14 protein-coding genes, 1 tRNA gene and 1 rRNA gene are annotated in these 20,802 nt (G+C 61.8%); 8 read left to right on the forward strand and 8 right to left on the reverse strand.

The annotated features are described in order from the left end of the window. The 3 genes from rrf to ASE60_RS25955 form a co-directional block, all read left to right on the forward strand. Positions 1 to 91: ribosomal RNA gene (gene rrf, locus ASE60_RS25945) — 5S ribosomal RNA — on the forward strand; the annotation flags it as partial. Positions 92 to 530: 439 nt separating this feature from the next. Next, a tRNA-Met gene (locus tag ASE60_RS25950) sits at positions 531 to 607 on the forward strand. A 402-nt stretch (positions 608 to 1,009) separates the two neighbouring features. Then, on the forward strand, positions 1,010 to 2,104 hold the full coding sequence (locus ASE60_RS25955) for a histidine kinase (protein ID WP_057254482.1): 1,095 nt from the start codon (positions 1,010 to 1,012) through the stop codon (positions 2,102 to 2,104). A 110-nt stretch (positions 2,105 to 2,214) separates the two neighbouring features. Here ASE60_RS25955 and ASE60_RS25960 read toward each other — a convergent pair whose 3' ends face one another. Next, positions 2,215 to 3,195 carry a DUF2950 domain-containing protein gene (locus ASE60_RS25960; RefSeq protein WP_057254484.1) on the reverse strand — a complete coding sequence of 327 codons (981 nt, stop codon included), beginning with the start codon at positions 3,193 to 3,195 and terminating at the stop codon, positions 2,215 to 2,217. A gap of 21 nt (positions 3,196 to 3,216) precedes the next feature. Beyond that, positions 3,217 to 4,593 carry a DUF3300 domain-containing protein gene (locus ASE60_RS25965; protein ID WP_057254487.1) on the reverse strand — a complete coding sequence of 459 codons (1,377 nt, stop codon included), beginning with the start codon at positions 4,591 to 4,593 and terminating at the stop codon, positions 3,217 to 3,219. Between the two features lie 358 nt (positions 4,594 to 4,951). Here ASE60_RS25965 and ASE60_RS25970 point away from each other — a divergent pair, with 358 nt between their 5' ends. Next, positions 4,952 to 6,088 carry an AI-2E family transporter gene (locus tag ASE60_RS25970; RefSeq protein WP_057254489.1) on the forward strand — a complete coding sequence of 379 codons (1,137 nt, stop codon included), beginning with the start codon at positions 4,952 to 4,954 and terminating at the stop codon, positions 6,086 to 6,088. Positions 6,089 to 6,100: 12 nt separating this feature from the next. On the opposite strand, the gene ASE60_RS25975 is transcribed toward ASE60_RS25970, so the two are convergent. Further along, positions 6,101 to 7,867 (reverse strand): hypothetical protein, encoded by a 1,767-nt coding sequence (locus ASE60_RS25975; protein WP_057254491.1) that lies wholly within the window; start codon positions 7,865 to 7,867, stop codon positions 6,101 to 6,103. Between the two features lie 177 nt (positions 7,868 to 8,044). After that, positions 8,045 to 10,042, reverse strand: coding sequence for an EAL domain-containing protein (locus tag ASE60_RS25980; protein ID WP_057254493.1), 1,998 nt, complete (start codon positions 10,040 to 10,042; stop codon positions 8,045 to 8,047). A 312-nt stretch (positions 10,043 to 10,354) separates the two neighbouring features. Between ASE60_RS25980 and ASE60_RS25985 the strand changes: the two genes are divergently transcribed. Continuing rightward, positions 10,355 to 11,398 carry a class I SAM-dependent methyltransferase gene (locus tag ASE60_RS25985; protein WP_057254494.1) on the forward strand — a complete coding sequence of 348 codons (1,044 nt, stop codon included), beginning with the start codon at positions 10,355 to 10,357 and terminating at the stop codon, positions 11,396 to 11,398. Between the two features lie 101 nt (positions 11,399 to 11,499). Here the strand turns inward: ASE60_RS25985 and ASE60_RS25990 are convergent, their stop codons facing one another. Further along, a complete protein-coding gene (locus ASE60_RS25990) occupies positions 11,500 to 12,099 on the reverse strand; it encodes a TetR/AcrR family transcriptional regulator (RefSeq protein ID WP_057254495.1) in 600 nt (199 codons plus the stop codon). A gap of 277 nt (positions 12,100 to 12,376) precedes the next feature. On the opposite strand from ASE60_RS25990, the gene ASE60_RS25995 reads away from it, so the two are divergent. Both ASE60_RS25995 and ASE60_RS26000 read left to right on the forward strand, forming a co-directional pair. Further along, positions 12,377 to 13,540 (forward strand): efflux RND transporter periplasmic adaptor subunit, encoded by a 1,164-nt coding sequence (locus ASE60_RS25995; protein ID WP_162261329.1) that lies wholly within the window; start codon positions 12,377 to 12,379, stop codon positions 13,538 to 13,540. Then, positions 13,537 to 16,635 carry an efflux RND transporter permease subunit gene (locus ASE60_RS26000; protein WP_057254497.1) on the forward strand — a complete coding sequence of 1,033 codons (3,099 nt, stop codon included), beginning with the start codon at positions 13,537 to 13,539 and terminating at the stop codon, positions 16,633 to 16,635. The genes ASE60_RS25995 and ASE60_RS26000 overlap by 4 nt, the downstream gene beginning before the upstream one ends. Positions 16,636 to 16,715: 80 nt before the next feature. Here ASE60_RS26000 and ASE60_RS26005 read toward each other — a convergent pair whose 3' ends face one another. Genes ASE60_RS26005 through ASE60_RS26015 form a run of 3 tightly spaced genes read right to left on the reverse strand, consistent with a single transcriptional unit; the run spans position 16,716 to position 19,373 of the window. Then, positions 16,716 to 17,474: an ATP-binding cassette domain-containing protein gene (locus ASE60_RS26005; RefSeq protein ID WP_057254498.1), complete on the reverse strand. Its 759-nt coding sequence runs from the start codon at positions 17,472 to 17,474 to the stop codon at positions 16,716 to 16,718. Next, the gene (locus ASE60_RS26010) at positions 17,471 to 18,439 is read right to left on the reverse strand and encodes an iron chelate uptake ABC transporter family permease subunit (RefSeq protein WP_057254499.1); all 969 of its coding nucleotides are present in this window, start codon (positions 18,437 to 18,439) and stop codon (positions 17,471 to 17,473) included. The genes ASE60_RS26005 and ASE60_RS26010 overlap by 4 nt, the downstream gene beginning before the upstream one ends. After that, positions 18,429 to 19,373, reverse strand: coding sequence for an iron chelate uptake ABC transporter family permease subunit (locus ASE60_RS26015; protein WP_057254811.1), 945 nt, complete (start codon positions 19,371 to 19,373; stop codon positions 18,429 to 18,431). The genes ASE60_RS26010 and ASE60_RS26015 overlap by 11 nt, the downstream gene beginning before the upstream one ends. A gap of 251 nt (positions 19,374 to 19,624) precedes the next feature. Here ASE60_RS26015 and ASE60_RS26020 point away from each other — a divergent pair, with 251 nt between their 5' ends. Further along, on the forward strand, positions 19,625 to 20,554 hold the full coding sequence (locus ASE60_RS26020) for a siderophore ABC transporter substrate-binding protein (protein WP_057254500.1): 930 nt from the start codon (positions 19,625 to 19,627) through the stop codon (positions 20,552 to 20,554). The last annotated feature ends 248 nt before the right edge of the window (positions 20,555 to 20,802 follow it).

Genomic DNA, 20,802 nt, shown 5'->3' on the forward strand with positions numbered 1-20,802 from the left:
GCACCCGTTCCCATTCCGAACACGGCCGTGAAACGCCCCAGCGCCGATGGTACTTCGTCTTAAGACGCGGGAGAGTAGGTCGCTGCCAGGTCTGCAAAGCGCAAGAGAAACAACCGCCGCTCCCCTTCGAGGCATCGCCGAGAAGGATAAGGTAGCGGCGGAAACAAACCGAAACATCTTCTCGACACACACTTCGGCCCTGCCGAACACGGGCCGCCACCAAGCGGCCCTTTTGTTTTGCTAGGATCGACACGGATAACACGAGACAAATCCTACCGATTTGCTCGGCACAGACAAACAACGAGATTTTGCTTCGCAAAACTCGGACCGGATTAAACGGGATTTTGCCTTCGGCAAAACCCGGAAAGAGCGGATAAATCCCATAGGGATTTACCGCGATGACGNGATTTGCTCGGCACAGACAAACAACGAGATTTTGCTTCGCAAAACTCGGACCGGATTAAACGGGATTTTGCCTTCGGCAAAACCCGGAAAGAGCGGATAAATCCCATAGGGATTTACCGCGATGACGCGGGGTGGAGCAGCCCGGTAGCTCGTCAGGCTCATAACCTGAAGGCCGCAGGTTCAAATCCTGCCCCCGCAACCAAACATCCAAAAAGCCCGCAGGACACAAACGTCCGCGGGCTTTTTGACGTTCTAGGCACAGCCCTAGCCAATGCGTCGGTCCACCCTCCGGACCACGACGGAAGACGGCAAGGCAGACCAGCTTCTCAAAATTACCCGTCGAAATCCCAATCCTCCAAGGCCAGCCAAGTGCGGGTCTCCTCGATGATCTCGTTCGACAGGCGGATCGTCGGCAGTACATCAGCGCCCCCAACGACCGATCGGTCTCCCCTCCCGACGCAATCTTGGCGCGGTTGAGAACGGTGAGTAAACCTTTTAGTTGCTAAATTTCTTTGTTTGCCCTTTCAAATAACCCAAACCGGGCGCAGCCAGGCGGTCACGTCGCCCGAACAAAGCCACCTGAAACCAGCGTGATAGAGTTTGCATGAAACACATCACCATTCCGACCGACAGCTTCCTGGATGGCCGTCGATTTCCCGCAACGACCCTGCGCCTGGCTTTGATCTATGCAGCCGCCGAATTGCTGATCAGTAGTCCGATCTGGCTCACAATCGGTGACAATCCCCTTAAGCCGTTCGTTGGCAAGCTTGTCCTTGAAGCGGTCTTTGTCGTTCTGGCCATTCTGTTTGCGCATCTGCTCAGCCGCATGAGAAGGCAGCGGTATGCCACGCAAATTTTCGTGTGCCTGCTGCTTTCCCTGGTCAGCTCCCTCGGTATGTCGCTGCTGGACTACTACCTCTACACGCTGATCATGTCGCCCGTCGTCGCGCCGTTCAACATCATGGATTACGGCTACGCGGTCTGTTACCGCATGTCGATCTTCTTTGGCTGGTCGTTTCTCTTCGTGGCGTTGCTCAATCACATGGAGGTCCGCGATCGGGATTTGAAACTGATTGCCTCGCGCGAAGAGGCGCTGGCGGCGCAGATGCGTGCCTTGCAATATCAGATAAACCCGCATTTCCTCTTCAATACGCTCAACTCCATCACCGGCCTGGTGGAGGAGGGGGCATCGCAGCGGGCCGAGCGGATGATCATGTCGCTCTCGGGGTTTCTGCGGTCGACGCTGCAGCTCGATCCGATGCGCGAATTACGGCTTGCGGACGAAATGGCTCTGCAGAAAGAGTATCTCGATATCGAGAAGGAGCGGTTTTCGGATCGAATGGTCGTTCGTATCGACATCCCTCCCGAACTCGAGGGTGCCATGGTTCCAAGCCTGATCCTGCAGCCGTTGGTCGAGAACGCGGTGAAGCACGGCGTCGGCCGTTCGATCGGCGAGGTCGAAATTCACATCCGGGCGGCTCGGGTTGGAGGGACGCTCAATCTGTCCGTCGAAAACGACGTTGCCACGTCCGCTTCCGGCAAGGCGGGCGAGGGCCTCGGCATTGGACTTGCCAATGTCGCTCATCGAGTCAGGACGCATTTTCCGGAAGGTGCATCGTTGACCGCCGGTCATGTCGGGCCGACGCGCTATCGCGTTTCGCTGCACATGCCGCTGAGATTTGCACAAGTTGACGCATAGGTGGTCGAAACCGTCAGAAGACCTCGGCAACCGATGTCGTCGATCCGTTCGCCCATTCAGGCCGGGGGGGAAATCCGGCCCGACAGGAGATCGTCAACTGAGATCGGCGCTCAATCGGGCACCACGTCCCATTTGTCATCGGGATCGAAACGATCGATGAAGGGCACGATCTGCTCGGTGCTCGGCCCGAGGTCCCGCTCGTAGACGATGCCCTGCTGGTTGACGACGAAGGTCTTGACGCCGGTCTCGGCATAACTGACTGGCCAGGCGATCAAGGCGAAACCGCCGATCATGTTGCCGTTGATGACATAGTCATATCGCCCGCCGGCAATGTTATCGCCTTGCGAGGTCACGATGCGGAAGCGGTAGCCGAAGTAGCCTTGGCCGGCCTTGGCCTTTTCCAAGGCTGCCTCGCTGATCGCGTCGCCGACCGGGCTTTCGCCATCGCCCTGATCGGCCGGCCAGTAGAGCCCGTCCGTCTGGCCAGGTGTACTGATCAGCTTCTGGGCATATTCGAGCACGCCATCGGCGTCGCGATCCTGCGAGGCGTATTCCTTCTGCGCATCGACATAGGCCTGTACCGTATCGATTGCCTCGAGCTCGTTCTCGCCGACGCGGCGATTGACGATCTCCTCAAGCCCGACATAGGTGTCGAAAGCCCATTTGCCGTCCTCGCCCTTGGTGATCGGGAAGGGCAGGGGCCAGAGCCGATCGCCGAGCTGGATGATCTTGCGCCCTTCGAGATCGCGGACGACGACGTTGCGGGCGGCACCTTCGCGAATGAGCGCAAAGGTATCCATCGCCCCTTCACCGGCCTTCAGCTTCTCCGCATTGAGCCCCAGAAGCTTTGCCAGACCGTCGAAATCGTTGGCGGCGAGCTTCGCCTTGAAGTCGTCGACCGCCTTGGCGGGATCATCGAAGATCGGCGGATCCTCGTCGGCCGCATAGGCATCGAGGCCTGCGGCCATTTGATCCGTTGGCGCCTGTTCCGCCGGCGTCTGTGTCTGCGAGAAAGACGCGTTGAGTGGCACGGCGGCCAGCGTGAGGGCGATCGCCGTTCCGAGGAGAAACGGATGAAAGAGTTTTGCCATGGTCGTTCTCCTATGATCCGTTCAACGCCTGCGTCCGCCGCCGCCGCCGCGACCACCGCCGCCGCGGTGCATTGGCGGCCTGCCGCCGCCGCGGCTCATCTGTGGCCGCCCGCCGCCGCGGTGGCCACCGCCCATGCTCTGACCGCCGCGGCGTGACGAGTTGATTTCACGCCGCCCGGGATTGACGTTGCCGAGGCCCGACGGCCTGTTCGGTCGGTTCTGCGCCTTGGCGGCCATCTTCTTCTTGCCGCCCTGACGGTTCACTTGCGAAGGCTTGTTGCCGCCAGGGCGGTTGAGGCTCGGCTTGCCGTCGCCGGGCCGCGCTTTCGCAACCCCCTGCCCGCCACCACCGGGCCGCGCTGCCGGCCTCTGCTGGGCCTTCAGCCCATCGAGCGTGCTCTTGCGCACGTCCCGGATCTGACCGCCGCCACCACCGCCGGGCCGCGCGTTCGGCCGATCGCGGTTGATCTCAGCGGCGCGGTTGCGCAGGTTGTTGTTGCCGTTTGCCTTGATGTTGTTCTTGATGCTGTTTCGGTCGAAATGCTGAAGCTGGTCGCGGTCGAAGTTGATCTTGCTGCGATCGACATTCTTCCAGTCGATGTCGTTCCACTTCACCTTGCCGTTGATGTTGTTGAAGCAGTTGTTGCAGTCGATGTCCATGTCGCCGCCGTTCCAGCGGCCGCCCCAGACGCCCCAATCGTCCCAGTCGACGATCGCCGCGAAGGCAGCCCCAGTCACCGCGCCGGCGAAGAAGGCCGCCCCCGGATACCAATAGGCCGGATAGGGTTCTTCATAGTAGCCGATCGGCGCCGGTGCATAATTCGGCTCGTACAGCATCTCCGGCGGATACTGCGGAACGTAGATCGTTTCGGGGTTGGCTGCCTGGATGATGACGTTGTCGCCTTCCTGGACCACCTTCACCTTGTCGTCGCTCTTGATGATGTTCTTGGCGACGGCCTCGTCGCGCAACTGCTGTATCGCGATCAGCACATCTTTCTGCTGATTGGCGATCGCGTCGCCGAAAGCCTGCGTCCACTCGAGGTCTTCGCTCATCATCTTGACGATCTGGGGATAGTTGAGCAGCGAAATGACGCTACCGTCCCAATCGTCCTTTGGCTTCATGTCGGGTTTCTTCTGGCGAGCCTCCAGAAACCGTTCTGCCTCGACTATCTGCAGCGGATAGAGCGCGGCAGCGGAAATAAGCGCCACCAGCTCGTCCGGATAGAGCGCGATGCGCGCGACCAGAACTTCGAGTTCGTCGTCGCTGAGTGGTTCCGGCGCTGTCTGCTGCTCAGCGGCTGGCGCACTCGCTGTCTGCTGGGCCATGACGGCCGTGATGGGCGTTGAAACCAGTATCGTCACTGCGCTGCCGAGCGCGATGATCGTTTTCCGGATCATCTATCCAGCCTCCCTTTGTTGGCTGAGGCGCGCGGGCGCTTGGACAAGCGCGCGTGACAGCCCCCTGTCGACGCTTCTGCTGCAACCAGAGCTTGATGCTGTCGCAGCTTATATTTCTACTGCCGTCTGTCACAGGTATCTCTAGGGGAGGCTAGCCGATGGGGAAGCCCGAATGACGTATGCTACTGTATGTTACTGCCTATCGGCCATCGCCAGCGTACGATCCGCATGACTGTTGCACGAGGGACGGTATGCTGCCTGTCTGGGACAGGTCCAGCCATACTGGATTCAGTGACACGCGGGCCCCGAGAAGCCGCAGCGGCGCATTGATTTGCCACATCAAGGGTGAGGGGCGAGAATGGTTGATGATCCTTCCCGAACGGGCGCGGTTCGCGATGGGCCAACCGGTCCCCCGTCCTTCGAGGCGAAGATCACCGATATCGCCAGGATCGGCATCGTCGGGCTTTTTGCCTATTGGTCCCTGACGCTGATTGCGCCATTCGCCATCATTCTCATCTGGGCGGCCATCCTTGCCGTGGCGCTCTACCCGGCCTATGCCCGACTTGGCCGCCTTCTCGGCTCGCGGCGATTGGCTTCATTTCTCATCACGCTGACCTGTCTGGCCGTCATCGTCGCCCCGTTGACCGCGATTGCGGTCAGCTTTGCCGAAGGGCTCCAGGCGCTGCTCGCAAAACTTGCCGACGGTTCGCTCAGAGTGCCGGTACCACCGGAATATGTTCGCGAGTGGCCGATCGTCGGTGAACGGGTTCATGCCGCCTGGAGCATGGCATCGGATAATTTCGAAGCTCTCCTGAGCAAGCTCGAACCTTCGCTGGTGCAGGCGGGCAGCAAGGCGCTCGGCAAAATTGCGAGCATCGGCGCCGAGGTGCTGAGCTTCGTGGTGTCCGTCTTGGTGGCCGGCTTTCTTTTCGGCTCCGGCGAACGGCTGGCGGAGATGGCGCAACGTTTCTCCGGCAGGATCGGTGGTGACAGGGGCATCGGCTTCCTGCGTCTGGCGGCAGCGACGATCCGCAACGTGGCACGCGGGGTCATCGGCGTCGCGTTGCTGCAGGCCTTTCTCTGTGCCTTGGTGCTCGGCCTGTTCCATGTTCCGGCGCCGGGTGCGATCGCATTCGTCGTGCTTGTTCTCTGCATCATCCAGATCGGGCCCGCGCTGGTCCTGCTTCCGGTGATCATCTGGGCCTGGGTGACGATGGATTTCGGTCCAGCGCTGCTTATGACCATTCTGCTGGTCCCGCTCTTCGTCATCGACAATGTGATGAAGCCGATCCTGGTGGCTCGCGGACTTTCGACGCCGACGCTGGTCATCCTGCTCGGGGTGCTCGGCGGCACGCTTTCCTACGGGCTGATCGGCCTCTTCCTGGGCCCCATCGTCCTCAGTGTGGTCCACGATCTGCTGATGGTCTGGATGCAGGGGGGCACCGTACGCGAAAAACCCCAATCCGACGCATCGCAATCGCCGCGGCCGGTTTGAGCCGCGCCTTGGTCAGTGGATCGAACTGTCTGTGCGTGCCTGTTCGAATTCGGTTTCGGGAATCGGCACGCCCGCCTTGCGCAAGCCATCAACAAGCTGTTGCCGATCCTGCGGACGGCGCAGCCTCAGAGCGACCTCCTGTGGGATACCTTCAAGCAGGCCTGGCAGGTTGGTTTCGATCCACTTCCTTTCTTCCTGCGCCTGTGCATCTTTGCCAAGCTTGCCCAGCGTGGCCAGAAGCATGACGCGGGAGAACGGATGGGTGCGAAGATCGGCCATGCGCGCCCATCGCTCGGCGGTGACATAGTCGCCCCCGAAGTAGGAGCAGACCGAAAGCGCTCCTTCGAAATAGCGGGCGGGACCAAAGTTGCGGGCGACGCTTTCCGACAGCAGCTTGCAGCCGGAATCCCATTGGCCTGAAAGCGCCAGCCGGAACCCGTATTCGCCGGCGAGCTCGGCGTCGTTGGGATTGATCGCAAGTGCGCGCGCGCCGACGGCCAGGGCAGCATCGACATCGCCGCGGAAGAACAGGGCAAGCATTCGCGCCTCAAGGGCGCGCACGTCCTGGGGATCCAGTTCCACAGCACGGGCTGCAGCTTCGGTTGCCCGCTCCAGCGTTACCGAGGAGGAGCGATCGAGACGATCCTGGAAGGCGTCGATATAGGACATCGACAGCAAGGCCCAGGCCGTCGCGTAGGTTGGCACCTGTCGCGTCGCCTGTTGCAGACATTCCTGCACCCCGGCTTGGCCTTGCGCACCGACGTCGCCGCGATGGCCGTAATAGCTCAAGGTGCAGGCATAAGCTTGCCAGTCATCGGGAACCGACTGTTTGAACGCCGTGGCGTTTGCCTGGAAAATGGCACCATAGGGCTGTGCCACGGCGCCAGCCACAGCGGCGGCCGCCTTCACCTGCAGGTCGATAGTCTTGCCGGTTTCCAGACGCTCGTCGTAGGCATTCGTCCATACCACCGATCCATCGGACCGCTGGATGAGTCTCGCCACGAGCCGCAGTCTTTCGCCGTCGAACCGGACCCGACCCTCCAGGGCAAAGACCGGACCACCCTGCGGCGAGGCATCGGGCCCTTCACGGGTGGTGACGGTGATCTCCTTGAACTTGGCGATGTTGCCGACGACCTCGTCAGTGAGCCCGCGGGCCATTTTCGCCGATTGGGAGGTTCCTGACAGGTCTTCAAATGGTGTGACGACGAGCTTCGGGATCGTCGGCTGCAGGCGAACGATCGATTTGTCATCCTCGTGAAGGAGGAGCGCCCCGGCTGCCAGGCCGCCACCGACGCAGACCATGGCTGCCGCCGTGAGCCAGGCTCCTCGCCGGGTGCGTAGCGTGGCTGGTTTTTGTGCGGCACTTTCCTTGGCTTCCGTGTGCGACGGGAGCCACGCATCGATGCGCCGTTCGAAAGTTGGCACGTAAGCGCCCTTGGGGATGCTGATGACGATCGGATCGGTTCGCCCGGCAACGAGGTAGTAGCGTTCGAGCGCCCGGCGAATGCGGCCGGCTTCGATCCGCACCGCCGGATCCGTCTGCGGGTCGAAAGAGGAATCCCGGCCGAAGACCTCGGTTGCAATCGAATAGGCCTTTATGCGATCTCCTCGGCCCGCAATCGTTTCCTCGATGACATAGGTCAGGAATTTGCGATCACGCTCCGGCGCATCGAACTCGGCGCTGCGGCGAATTCGATCGAGTTGTGCCAGAATTTCCGCGTCGGTGGGTGGGGCAACTGCCGACTTGACCCGGCTGTCCTGCCGACTTTCCATGGTCATGCACGCTCCCATGGTCACAATGTGAGATTGTATCCGGCGGCACTGTAAGCTCCGGTATACTACGTCTCCACCCGGTCGAAGCGCAACATGTATTCGCGGGCTATGTTAAGGTTGTGTTTTGGCTGAAGCCGGCTCCGAAGCGCGCACTATGCGCTTCCGGATCGAGCGTGGGCCCGGCTAGGATCGGGCGCCGTTTCGCAGCGGCATGCGCGGCTTGTCCGGTGGCGTACGGAAAGTCTCTGCCGGCGCAGGGCGGCCGACGTGGAAGCCCTGGACCTGGTCGATCCGGAAGCGCCGCATCAGCGCCAGTTGCTCGTCGGTCTCTACGCCTTCGATCAGGATCTTGTGGCCGCGGTTTCGCACCAGCCCGATGATGTCCTGCAGCATGGCGCGCCCCTTGGGGGTATTGCAATCGTGCAGGAACGACCGGTCGATCTTTACGGTATCGAATTCGATCAGGCGCAGCCAGGAGAGGCCGGCAAAGCCCGTGCCGAAGTCATCCAGCCATATCCTGATGCCCAGCGTTTCGAGGTCGCTGATGCAGCGCAGGATGCCCGAATGCATCTCCATTTCGAGCCCTTCGGTGATCTCGAAGGCAAGACGGCTGCCGGCCACGCCGGTCTCTCCGAGGATCGCGGCGACCGAGGTTGCAAAGCCCGGAGTCTTCAGCTGGATCGGTGAGACGTTGACGCTGACGAGCGGGATATGGTTGTCGACGAGAAGTTCGCGGCAGACGGTCTTGATCGCCCAGCGACCGAGGTCGAGAATTGCGCCGGTTCGCTCGGCAACCGGAATGAAAAGGCTCGGCGGAACCGACGTGCCGTCCAGCATCGTCAGCCGCATCAGGGCCTCGACGGCCTCGACCTCACCGGTCATCACGTTCCTGATCGGCTGGTAGACGAGCGATACCAGGTTCTGATCGACCGCGATCTTCAGAAGCGCGGCAATGTTCTCGCTTTCGTCGCTGCTTTGCGGGTCGTTCGGGTCGAACAGCTTCGCGCAGTTTCGGCCGCTCGCCTTGGCGGCATAGAGCGCACGGTCGGCTTCGTGGATGATCTTCTCGAGCTTGGCGCCGGTCTGATTGCGCGTGAAGGCGGCACCGACGCTGACGGTGACGATGGAGACGCCATCGCGGCGCTGCTCATGCACTAGCCGCATGTTCTCGACGGTACGGCAGATCACCTCGGCCAGCTCGGCTGCCTGCTCCAGAGTGTCCAGGCGGGCAAGAACGATGAACTCCTCGCCGCCATAGCGACCGATGGAACCGTTATAGTCCTTGATCGCCTCGCCGAGCGCATTGGCCACCAGAACGAGGCAGCGGTCGCCCTCCTGATGGCCGTAGCAGTCATTGTATTTCTTGAAGAAATCAACGTCGATCAGCATAGCGGCAAAGCTTTTTCCGAGCTTCTGCCAATCGTTCCAATAGTCGCGCAGCTGCTGGTCGATGGCGCGGCGGTTGTCCAGACCGGTCAGGGGATCGGTGTTGGATAGCCGCAGCAGCGCCATTCCTCGTTCCGAGGCTTCGTTCTGCTGGATCTTCGCCTCGAAGGCGTTGAGGAACACCTTGTAGCGCTCGCGGTTGAGCTTCCAGTTTACATAGGAGGTGAAGATGAAGCAGGAGACGTAAAAGGTCCCGAAGGCGATCAGATAGGCAGGATCTTGCTCGGAGAAGAACGAGAGAGCGATGAAGAACGTCGTCAACACGATCCCGGAGGCGACGACCGAGAGGCGGAAGCGGAAACTGAAGAAGAGATTGGCGCCCATCATGAAGATCGCGCCGAAGATCATGTAGTAGGACATGCTGCCGACGTCGGCCGTCATCATCGCAGGCACGAGCCAGCCGATGTAGCCGAAGACCAGTGCAGCGGCGCAGGTGCCGTCGAGCCACTTGGTTCGGGCCTTGATGCGATACAGGATCTCGAAGGTCAAAAGCGCGCCGATGCCGACGACGAGGCGCGCGAGTATCGTATTGAAGGCGACATCAGGGACCAGCAGAATGTCGATCGCGAAAAACGACAGATAGACGGCAACCGCGACCCAGAGGCCCTGCCTCGTCGCCGCACGCCGGCCAGCCTCGCCCTCCATTCGATAGAGTGTCTGAAGCTCAGCCAAATGCGGCCTGTGCGGCTGCTTATGTAGGTCGATGTCAACTACGTCGGCCAACGTGTGCTTCATGCACTGATCCATCGCGCTGCGTCACGGTCAACGGAAATCTGTCGTCGCTTTTCCATCAATGGACGTTGTTTCGGACACTCCATGCTTGCCCCCCACTTTACGCCTGCAACAGGGACGAGTGGTGCGGGTGGGATGATAGGAGGTGTCCATTAAGTTTTGTTAAATTAAAGGGCCGGAACGCCTAGGATTAGGCGTAACCCAAAGGGAGGAAGCACGAGAATTTACCTTATTATATACAAAAACTTGCAAACCGAGCCGTAATGCGCGCATCTTCGCGACCATTGTTAACAAAGCATTAACGGATGGTCTCGCGTGCGCCAATTTCAGACGGTTTTCGATGGTCAAAGCCTGATTACTCCCAAGGCGATGGCTGATGAGTTCGTTTCGCCCAGGGGCGAGCGGCACGACGAACAGCTCACGGTCGGCAGGGCCGAGCTCGCAGTGATTCTCAGGATTGCCCAGGAGCAGTTCCTGCAGGGAACGGACCCGGCGAAGATTATCGACCGGCTTGCAGCCGCTCTCCATGAAACCAGGGCCAAGTTCCACCCGAACGTCTGGCAGGAACTGATACCGATCGCCCAGGCACACCCGGTGTCGGAATATTTCCTCCAGGACCCGTTCACCCGATGGTCCTCCGAAAAGCCCAGGGGCTACTCGGGCGACGCGCAGTTGCTTGACTTCATCTATGGTCATGCAAGCGTTGCCAAGGAGATCGAGCGGGCATCGCCCACCGGGCGAGCGCTCTATGACTACACCAAGGACGCGTCCTCCTCGGTTGCGGTGCGCGAGCGTCGCGACCTCCTGACCCGTCACGTCGACGAGATCGCGGCCAGCCGCGGTTCGCAGGCGGAAATTCTGACGATTGCAGCCGGCCACTTGCGCGAGGCCAATCGCTCGGTGGCGCTTGAGGAGCGTCGGATCAAGCGCTGGGTGGCGCTCGACCAGGACCCGCTCAGCGTCGGTTCGATCAGCCGCGACTTCGCCGGAACCTGCATCGAAGGCGTTGATGGCTCCGTCCGCAGCCTGCTTGGCCGCGATCAGAAGCTCGGCAAGTTCGACTTCATCTATGCTGCCGGCCTCTATGACTATCTTGCCGACAAGGTGGCCATCAAGCTGACCCACCGCTGCCTGCAGATGCTGAAGCCGAATGGTGTCTTCCTGTTTGCCAACTTCGCCCAGGATATCGGCGTTGACGGTTACATGGAGACCTTCATGAACTGGGCACTGCTGCTGCGTTCGGAGGCGGACATGTGGAACATCATCCACAAGAGCGCGGGCAAAGCTGCCGTCGATGCGCGCGTCCAGTTCGGTGCCAACCGGAACATCGTCTACGGCATCATCCAGAAGCATTCCTGATATTGCTTCCGTCTTGAGGGAACCTCCGGCGAAAGCTGGTGGGCCTGAAATCAACGACCGCGGCGAGAGAATGCTCGCTGCGGTCATTCCGTTCGAAGGCGTCAGCCCTGCGGGCGCAGAAACCGGGTCAGGAGAAGCCGCAGCATCGTGCCTTCGTGCTTCGGCTTGAAGCCGGGGTCGATAGCGACCCGGCTGAAGATGCCGTCGATGATTGCGGCAATCCATCGGGCAGCACCGTCCGCATCCACAGTCCGATCGATCTGATTTAGGCTAGCCGCACCCCGAAGCAGCGCTGCAAGGGCTCCCTGAAGCTCTGCGTCATTGGCGGCGGCGAGCGTACCGATCCGTTCGTCACGCATCGCTTCAGCGGCGATTTCGAGCGCGAGGCTCGAATAGGTCGGGTCGCCCGCAAGCTCGAGAACGGTGTCCATGAAACCGAGCAGAGCAGCAAAGAGGTCTTCGGCTTCACCCAATTTGCGGAAGATCTCCGCCGTTTCTTGACGTTCCTCCTCCACGATCGCCGCGATAATGGTGTGCTTGGTCGGAAAATAATGGAAGAGATTGCCCGGGCTCATGCCTGCCTCGGCACAGATTTCGGCAGTCGACGTGCCGTGGAAGCCCTTGCGCGCAAAACAGGTGATTGCCGCATCGAGGATCAGTCGACGTTTGGCGGCGTGTTTCTCGGGGTCGACCTTGCGCATCGCCAATTCTCCTTGCAGGGCAATCTCATTATTAGAGCGAGCACTCTAATTTCGTGGGGTGGTGCGCCGGTGTCAAGGTCGCCAGCCGACAGGAACTCCGCCATCTTCCCGCAATGATAGTATGTAATCTGCCCTACAATTGTCGCGTTTGATGGATCAAATTATTAGATTGACTAATCTAATAATTATTCGATGCAGATTGCCCGATCTCGAGGCCGGCAGCTTGGAGCGCCCGTGTTTGCGATCCGACTGGCCTCACCAATGGAAAGCCAATGAAATGAGACGTACAGTTGAGTTGAAAGTCATGCTTGCTGCGCTCATTGCGCTCGCCATGACGGGTGGTGTGGCGCACGCCTCCGGGGAGGCGGCCGCGTCCGTTCCTGTCGATAGCGCGGCTATCAGCCGTACGGTGTCGACACTCGTGGCCGACAGCCGCCCGCAGGAGTGGACCCGGTCCTTCGCCGGCATCTTCGTCGCTCGCGAGGAGATTGCGGTCGGCACGACCTTGACCGATCAGCGTATCGCCAAAGTCGAAGTCGAGATCGGCGACCGGGTTGCGGCCGGGCAGGTGATTGCCCGGCTCGAGACCGACATGCTGGAAAACCTTCTGCGCGAGGCGGAGGGCCGGGTGGCCCGTGCGGGTGCCACGATGGCGCGGGAGGCGGAAACGGTCACGCAGGAGCAGAGGAAGCTCGCCCGGGCCCGGCAATTGCGCCACCTTCAGGCCGAAACCATTCTCGAGGAGCGTGTCTCTGCGCTTGCGATCGCCGAACAGGCGGTGAAGGTCGCACGGGCCGACTACGAACAGGCGGAAGCACTCGAGGCCGAGGCACGCCGTAAACTCGAACGCGCCGTGATCGTGGCTCCCGCCGCAGGCATCGTCTCCGAGCGGCTCGCCCGTGCCGGTGCGCTTGCGGGCTCTGACCCGCTGGTCAAGCTGATCCGCGAGGGCGAGATCGAGTTTGCGGCCGAAGTTCCGGAAACGGAACTGCCGCTACTTGCCGTCGGCCAGGTCGTCAAGGTCAAGCTCTCCGGCCGCAGTGACTGGATCGAGGGCAAAGTGCGCGTGATCAATCCGAAGATCGACCGCGAAACCCGGCTCGGAACCGCGCAGGTCACGCTGAATACCAGCAAGCCGCCCTTTGCCGGCACCTTCGGCCGGGCGGAGATCGTGGTGGCCGAACGCAAGGCGATCATGGTCGACGATTCCGCGCTGCTTTACGGGGCTCCCGACGGCACGGTTTCGGTCTTCGTCGTCGATGCGGGCAAAGTGGCGCGCAAGACGGTTCAGCCGGGCATGCGCCAGGGTGGCAAGGTCGAGATCGTCTCCGGGCTTGCAGCCGGTGACCGGATTGTTCTCAAGGCCGGGGTGTCGCTGCGTGAAGGCGAAGCGGTCCTGGCGAAAGATGTCCAGCCGGCGCAGACGGGCAAGCAGCAATGACCAGCAACATTTCTGCCTGGGCGATCCGAAGGCCCGTTCCGACGATCGTTCTCTTCGTTGTCCTCACATTGATGGGCATCGCCTCGTTCCTGCGGCTGCCGGTCAACGCCAATCCGAGTGTGTCGTTTCCGGTCGTGACGGTGACGATCACGCAGCCGAGCGCCCAGCCGGCCGAAATGGAAACGCAGGTCACGCGCCGTGTCGAAGGCGTGGCCGCCGGCCTTGTCGGGGTCAGCCATATGCGCTCGACCATCACCAATGGCGTGTCGACGACCACGGTCGAATTCAAGATCGGCACCGATCCCGACCGTGCCGCCAACGACGTGCGCGAGGCCGTGGCGCAGATCCGCTCCGACCTGCCGCAGTCGATCCAGGAACCCATCGTCTCGCGCCTCGATGTGGATGGCAGCGCCATCGTCTATTACGCCGTACGCGCCCCCGACATGTCGCCCGTGGAGCTCTCCTGGTTCGTGGACGATACGATCAACAGCGAATTGCTGACGCTGCCCGGCGTGCAGAAGGTGCAGCGGCTCGGCGGCGTCAATCGCGAGGTCCGGGTATCGCTCGATCCCGAGCGTCTGCTGGCGGTTGGCGTGACGGCCGACCAGGTGAATACGGCACTGCGCGAGATCAACACCAATATCCCGAGCGGACGCGGGGAGATCGGCGGCCGCGAGCAGTCGATCCGCACGGTCGGCAGCGCCGGCTCGGTCGAGGAGCTCTCGCGCCTGTCGATCCCGCTGTCAGGTGGCCGCTGGGTGCAGCTCTCCGACATAGCGACGATCGAGGATACGTCGTCCGAGCCGCGCAACTTCGCGCGCGTCGACGGCGAGCCGGTCGTCAGCTTCTCGGTTTCGCGCAGCAAGGGATCGAGTGACACCGTCGTTGCCGACGCCGTTGCCGCGCGGTTGAAGGAGATCCGCGCACGTATGCCCGGCGTCGAATTCACGGAGCTGATCTCGCTCGTCGAATACACGCAAGAAAGCTACGACGCGGCTGTCACCGCCCTGATCGAAGGTGCGATCCTGACGGTCGTCGTTGTCTTCGCCTTCTTGCGCAACTGGCGAGCGACGCTGATTTCTGCACTTGCCATGCCGCTCTCCATCCTGCCGACCTTCGCGGTGATGGACCTGCTCGGCTTCACGCTCAACGGCATCAGCCTGCTGGCGCTGACGCTCGTCATCGGCATTCTCGTCGACGACGCGATCGTCGAGATCGAGAATATCGAACGCCACGTCGACATGGGCAAACGCCCGTTCATCGCGGCGATCGACGCGGCCGATGCGATCGGTCTTGCCATCGTCGCCACGACCCTGACGATCGTCGCGGTCTTTGCGCCGGTCAGCTTCATCGGCGGCGCCGTCGGGCAGTACTTCAAGCAGTTCGGCCTGACGGTCGCGATCGCCGTGCTGTTCTCGCTGGCGGTGGCACGCCTGCTGACGCCGTTGATGGCGGCCTACCTGCTGCGACCGAGGGGCGGCCATGGCCATGCCGGCAAGCCATCGCGTATCGCCAACGGCTATCGACGCTTGCTCGGTTGGACCCTGGATCATCGCAAGACGGCTTTGTCGCTGGTCGCGCTGATCTTCATCGGCTCGATCGGGCTCTTGACCATGCTGCCGACCGGCTTCCTACCGACGAGCGACAGCAACGTCTCGCAACTCAAGATCATCTTGCCCCCCGGCACGCGGCTCGAAGAAACCGCCCGCATTTCCGATGATCTGGTCGGCCAGATCAAGGCGCGGCCGGAGGTCGAAAACGTTCTGGCGACGGCGGAAAACCTCAACGAGGTCTCCCTGCGCATCAAGCTCAAGCCGCGCAAGGAGCGCGGGCTCGATCGCAAGTCCTTCGAGCTGTCGCTCCGCCCGCTGCTGGCTGCAACGCCCGATATCCAGGCAACGTTCTCGTCCGTCGAGGGAGCCAAGGATCTCTCGATCTATCTGACGAGTGACGATCCGGAAGCGCTGATGGCTTCGGTACGGCGTCTTGAAAAGGAGATGCGTGCGCTTCCGGGCTTGGTCAACGTCCAGTCCACCGAGCCGCTGCTTTCGCCGGAACTGCTGGTCAAGCCGCGCTTCGACGAGGCAGCAAGGCTCGGTGTCTCGGTGACCTCGATCGGCACCGTCGCCCGCATCGCCACGATGGGTGACAGCGAAAGCAATTCGGCGCGCTTCAACCTTGGCAACCGCCAGGTGCCGATCCGGGTCATGCTCGACCAGGCGGCCAGAGGTGACGTCGACACGCTACGCAATCTGAGGGTCGGCACGAATGCCGGCACGGTGGTGCCGCTGACCTCGGTCGCCGATATATCCTTCGGTGCGGAGGAAAGCAGCGTTGAACGTCTCGATCGCAAGCGTCTGATCGCCGTCGAGGCCAATCTCAACGGCATCACGCTCGGGACTGCGTTCGAGGCGATCTCGGCGCTACCGGCCATGACCGAACTGCCCCTGGGCGTGTCGCAGGCCAACTACGGCGAAGCCGAATATATGTCGGAGATGTTCCGCAACTTCGCGCTTGCACTGCTGGCCGGCATCCTGATGGTCGCGGCGGTTCTGGTGCTGCTCTTCAAGGACTTCCTGCAGCCGATTACCATCCTGGTGGCCCTGCCTCTGTCGATCGGCGGAGCGGCGCTCGCCATGCTGCTCTTCGGCGCTTCGCTCGATCTCTCGTCGACGATCGGCATCCTCATGCTGATGGGCATCGTCTGCAAGAACTCGATCCTGCTTGTCGACCATGCGATCGAGTGCCGCAACGAGGGTGCCGATCGGCGAACGGCCCTGCTGACGGCAGGCGTCACCCGCGCGCGACCGATCATCATGACGACCATCGCCATGGTGGCCGGCATGGTTCCCGCCGCGATCGGCGTCGGCGCCGATGCCGCCTTCCGGGCGCCGATGGCAATCGCGGTGATCGGAGGCCTGATCACCTCGACGATGCTGAGCCTCGTCTTCGTGCCCGTGATGTTCACCGTGATGGACGACATCAACACGAAGCTCGGCCGTCGGCTGAAGAGGCTCTCTTCGGTGACGGACGAGGATCATGCCGCGGATGCTGCGCGGATCGGCAAGGAGGGTGCGCGCGGCGTCGCCGGCTAGGGTGGCGAGCACAAGTGCTGGCTCAATCGATCAAGGCGCGTTGCACGGAATTTTCGTGCAGCGCGCTTTGCGTTCCCGACCTATTCGAAATAGTTGACCAGCCGCGTTTCGCCGACAGCGTGAACGCGGCAATCGACGTCGAAGATCGCCTGAAGGCGGGACGGCACGATCATGTCTTCCGGCGACCCCTCGAAGGCGAGGCGACCGGCCTGCATCGCGACGATGCGGTCGGAATAGGCGGAGGCGAAGTTGATGTCGTGCAGAACGACGACCACGGTCTTGTCGAAGTCGTCGGCGAGGCGCCGCAACAGCTTCATCGTCTCGACCGCATGCTTGATATCGAGATTGTTCAGCGGCTCGTCGAACAGCATGTAGTCGGTGTCCTGGCAGAGCACCATGGCAATGAAGGCGCGCTGACGCTGGCCGCCGGAGAGTTCGTCGAGAAAGCGGTTCTGATAGGGTTCAAGCCCGAGATAGGCGATCGAGCGCTCGATATGTTCGGCGTCGGCTGCCGTCAGCCGCCCCTTGGAATAGGGATAACGGCCAAAGGCGACGAGGTCGCGCACGCTGAGGCGGGCGGTGATGTGGTTGTCCTGGCGCATGATCGAGAGCCGCCGGGCAAGCACGTCGCCAGCCGTGCGGCTGACGTCGAGACCGTCGACCAGCACCTTGCCCGTATCCATCGGCATCAGCCGGCTGACGATCGACAGCAGCGTCGACTTGCCGGCACCGTTCGGACCGATGATCGAGGTCAGACCGCCAGCCGGCAGCGTCAGCGACACCCGGTCGACCACCGCATTGCCACCGTAGGATTTCGTCACCTCGTGGATTTCGATCATCGGGCGGAACCTCGAACCAGCAGGAAGATGAAGACAAGGCCACCGAAGAATTCGATGACGATGCTGAGCGTCGTGTTGAAGGAGAACAGCCGCTCGAGGATGACCTGGCCGCCGACGAGCGTGGCGATCGCGATGCAAACGGCGACCGGCAGCACGTAGCGGTGGCTGGCGGTCGGCGTCAGCTGCCGGGCGAGACTTGCGACCAGCAGGCCGAAGAATGTCACCGGCCCGACGAGCGCAGTCGAGACCGACACCAGCACGGCGATCAGCACCAGCAGAAGAGTGACGACGCGCTGATGATCGACGCCAAGGCCGATCGACGCTTCTCGGCCAAGCGAGAGCACGTCGAAGGTCGGCGAAAGGCGCCATAGAACGAAGGTCACGGCCAGGGTAGCGACGGCGGCAATGCCGAGCAGATTGGCATCGATGCTGTTGAAGCTTGCAAACAGCCTGTCCTGCAGTACTACGAACTCATTGGGATCGAGGATGCGCTGCAGGAAAGACGAAAGGCTGCGGAACAGGCCGCCGAGGATGACGCCGACCAGCATCAGAAGGTGCAGGCTGCGGCTGGCGCCGGAAAAAAGCGCCCGAAACAGCAGAAGCGAAAGGCCGACCATCACCGCCGTTTCGACAAGGAACTGCAGCCGCGGATCGACGCTGCCGGCGCCCGCAGCACCCAGGAAAAACACCATGATCGTCTGCAGCAACGTATACATGGCATCGAAGCCGATGATCGATGGCGTCAGGATGCGGTTACCGGAGATCGTCTGGAACAGGACCGTCGAGACGGCGATCGCATAGGCGACCAGCACCATGCCGAGCAGTTTCGTGCCGCGGAAAGAGAGAAGGAAGGACCAGCTCCCCTTGGCACCGATGGTCATGAAAGCGACCATCGACACGAGTGCAAGCACGGCCGAAGCAAGCAGGATGGTGGAGGGTGCGATCCTCTTGGCATCAGCCTGCATGGGAGCGCCTCGAAAGCAGGAGCTGGAGGAAGATCAGGCTGCCGATAACGCCCATGACGGTTCCCACGGGGATCTCGTAGGGAGCGATCAGGAGCCGCCCGACGATATCGCAGGCGAGCACCAGGCCGGCGCCGGAGACGGCGACTACGGGCAGCGTGCGCCTGAGATTGTCGCCCATGATCAGGCTGACGATGTTTGGAACCACGAGGCCGAGGAATGGGATCATGCCGACAGTGGCGACGATCGTTGCCGTAACCATGGAGACGATGGCGAGCCCGAGCGCTACGACCCTGTCGTAGTTGAGGCCGACATTGCGCGCGATCGCCTCGCCCATGCCGATGACGGTGAAGCGCGCGGCGGTCGCATAGGCGACGAGGGTGAGCGCGAGACCGATCCACAACAGCTCGTAGCGACGGCGCAGCACCACCGAGAAGTCACCCGACATCCAGGCGCCCATCGACTGCATCAGGTCGTAGCGATAGGCGATGAAGGTGGTGATGGCGTTGACGACGCCGCCGAGCATGAGGCCGATGAGCGGCACCATCAGGGCCGAACGCAAGGGAATGCGCCGCAGGATCTGCAGGAACAGGGCTGTGCCGGCAAGCGCTGTCAGCGCCGCGCAAACCATCTTGCCGGCGACCGGCAGGTTGGGGGCGATGAGCACGGCGAGCAGCATTCCGAGCGCGGCGGACTCGGCGGTGCCCGCCGTCGACGGTTCGACGAAGCGGTTGCGCGCCAGCATCTGCATGATCGTACCGGAGACCGCGAGGCCGGCGCCTGCGAGCATCAGCGCAAGCGTGCGCGGCAGGCGGCTCTCGACCACCAGGAACCAGCCACGCCCGTCGTCGGCTGCGGCAAGGCTGCCGACGCCCGTGAAGACGCTGACGGCGGCAAGCAGGAGGATGACGGGGATGGCAATCAGGGCCGGCTTCATCATTCGGGCCTGCTCTGCCTGTTGTTCGTTTTGACCACCGCCTGCATGTCCCTTGCCCGTTTGCGCTCGACGCTCTCGTGGAAGGCTCAAGCTTGCCACCGCGCAGTGGCACTCCGCGGACGGTTCGCCTTAGTCTTATATATGATCGGCTTCGTCAAGTTTTCTGCGGCATCTTCGGCAAGCGGAAGCTGTGCATTGCCCTCGCCGGAAAATCGCGCTACGACGGCCGATAAAAGATGAGGAAAATAGTCATGAATATATATTCGATTTCTAATGGTCTGCGCAGCCTCGTCATTGCGGCGGCGTTCGCAATCGCCGGCGCGCCGACCGCCATGGCCGAGACGCTGAAGATCGAACACAGCAGCGGCGTCACCGACGTGGAGAAAAACCCGAAGACGGTGCTGGTTTATGACTTCGGCATGCTGGAGACGCTGGATATGCTCGGCATTCCCGTTGCCGGCGTTCCCGGCGCGGCAATCCCGCCTTCGCTCGCAAAATACAAGGCCGACAGCTATCCGAAGATCGGCACGCTGTTTGAGCCCGACTACGAAGCCATCAATGCCGCAGAGGCGGACCTGGTGATCGTCGGTGGTCGATCGCAGGCGAAATATGCCGATGTCGCCAAGATCGCACCGACGATCGATCTGACCTCCGACGACAAGGACCTCATCGGCAGCGTCAAGAAGAATGCCGAGATTCTCGGCCAGGTCTTCGGCAAGGAAGCGGAAATCAAAGCGAGCGTCGAAAAGCTCGATGCCTCGATCGAAAAGCTTCGCGGCATTGCGGCTGAGAAGGGCACCGGGCTGATCCTGCTCACCACCGGCGGCAAGATCAGCGCCTATGGCAAGGGATCGCGTTTCGGCGTGTTGCACGATGTCTTCGGCATCAAGCCGGCCGATGCGGAACTGCAGGTAGCGACCCACGGTCAGGCGGTTTCCTACGAGTACATTCTCGAGACCAATCCCGATTGGATCTTCGTCGTCGACCGCGATGCGGCAATCGGCCAGCAGGCGCAGCCCGCAGCGGCATTGCTCGACAACGAACTGGTGCGCCAGACGAAGGCCTGGAAGGACGGCCACGTCGTCTACCTCGACTCCGCCAAGCTCTATCTGACGGCCTCCGGCCTGAAGTCGCAGCAGGATATCGTCGACCAGCTCACGCAGGCACTCGAGAAGAAGTAGGGCTCGGGCGGCAGCGCTCGCTGAGTGCGATGTGATCGGACGGCCGCGAACATATCTCTCGCGGCCGTTTCATTGTTCAGGGAGACCCGACAGGAGGAGCAGATCATGCTGAAAGCGTCCAGCGGCTTCCTTTCGGGAAGAGCTGAAGGCACTCGACTGGAGTGAGAGCGAGAAGAGGGCTTGACGGGCGAGGAGCCGTTTCAAGGACGCTGAGACGGCGTTTTTGGGGTTAAAGTTAAAAGGGGAGC

The sequence above is a fragment of the Ensifer sp. Root278 genome, assembly GCF_001429285.1.
Taxonomy (GTDB): domain Bacteria; phylum Pseudomonadota; class Alphaproteobacteria; order Rhizobiales; family Rhizobiaceae; genus Ensifer.

Coding starts and splice junctions, on each gene's coding strand:
- ASE60_RS25955 (WP_057254482.1), top strand. CDS start 1,010: ATGAAACACATCACCATTCCGACCGACAGCTTCCTGGATGGCCGTCGA.
- ASE60_RS25960 (WP_057254484.1), bottom strand. CDS start 3,195: ATGGCAAAACTCTTTCATCCGTTTCTCCTCGGAACGGCGATCGCCCTC.
- ASE60_RS25965 (WP_057254487.1), bottom strand. CDS start 4,593: ATGATCCGGAAAACGATCATCGCGCTCGGCAGCGCAGTGACGATACTG.
- ASE60_RS25970 (WP_057254489.1), top strand. CDS start 4,952: ATGGTTGATGATCCTTCCCGAACGGGCGCGGTTCGCGATGGGCCAACC.
- ASE60_RS25975 (WP_057254491.1), bottom strand. CDS start 7,867: ATGACCATGGAAAGTCGGCAGGACAGCCGGGTCAAGTCGGCAGTTGCC.
- ASE60_RS25980 (WP_057254493.1), bottom strand. CDS start 10,042: ATGAAGCACACGTTGGCCGACGTAGTTGACATCGACCTACATAAGCAG.
- ASE60_RS25990 (WP_057254495.1), bottom strand. CDS start 12,099: ATGCGCAAGGTCGACCCCGAGAAACACGCCGCCAAACGTCGACTGATC.
- ASE60_RS25995 (WP_162261329.1), top strand. CDS start 12,377: ATGAGACGTACAGTTGAGTTGAAAGTCATGCTTGCTGCGCTCATTGCG.
- ASE60_RS26000 (WP_057254497.1), top strand. CDS start 13,537: ATGACCAGCAACATTTCTGCCTGGGCGATCCGAAGGCCCGTTCCGACG.
- ASE60_RS26005 (WP_057254498.1), bottom strand. CDS start 17,474: ATGATCGAAATCCACGAGGTGACGAAATCCTACGGTGGCAATGCGGTG.
- ASE60_RS26010 (WP_057254499.1), bottom strand. CDS start 18,439: ATGCAGGCTGATGCCAAGAGGATCGCACCCTCCACCATCCTGCTTGCT.
- ASE60_RS26015 (WP_057254811.1), bottom strand. CDS start 19,373: ATGAAGCCGGCCCTGATTGCCATCCCCGTCATCCTCCTGCTTGCCGCC.
- ASE60_RS26020 (WP_057254500.1), top strand. CDS start 19,625: ATGAATATATATTCGATTTCTAATGGTCTGCGCAGCCTCGTCATTGCG.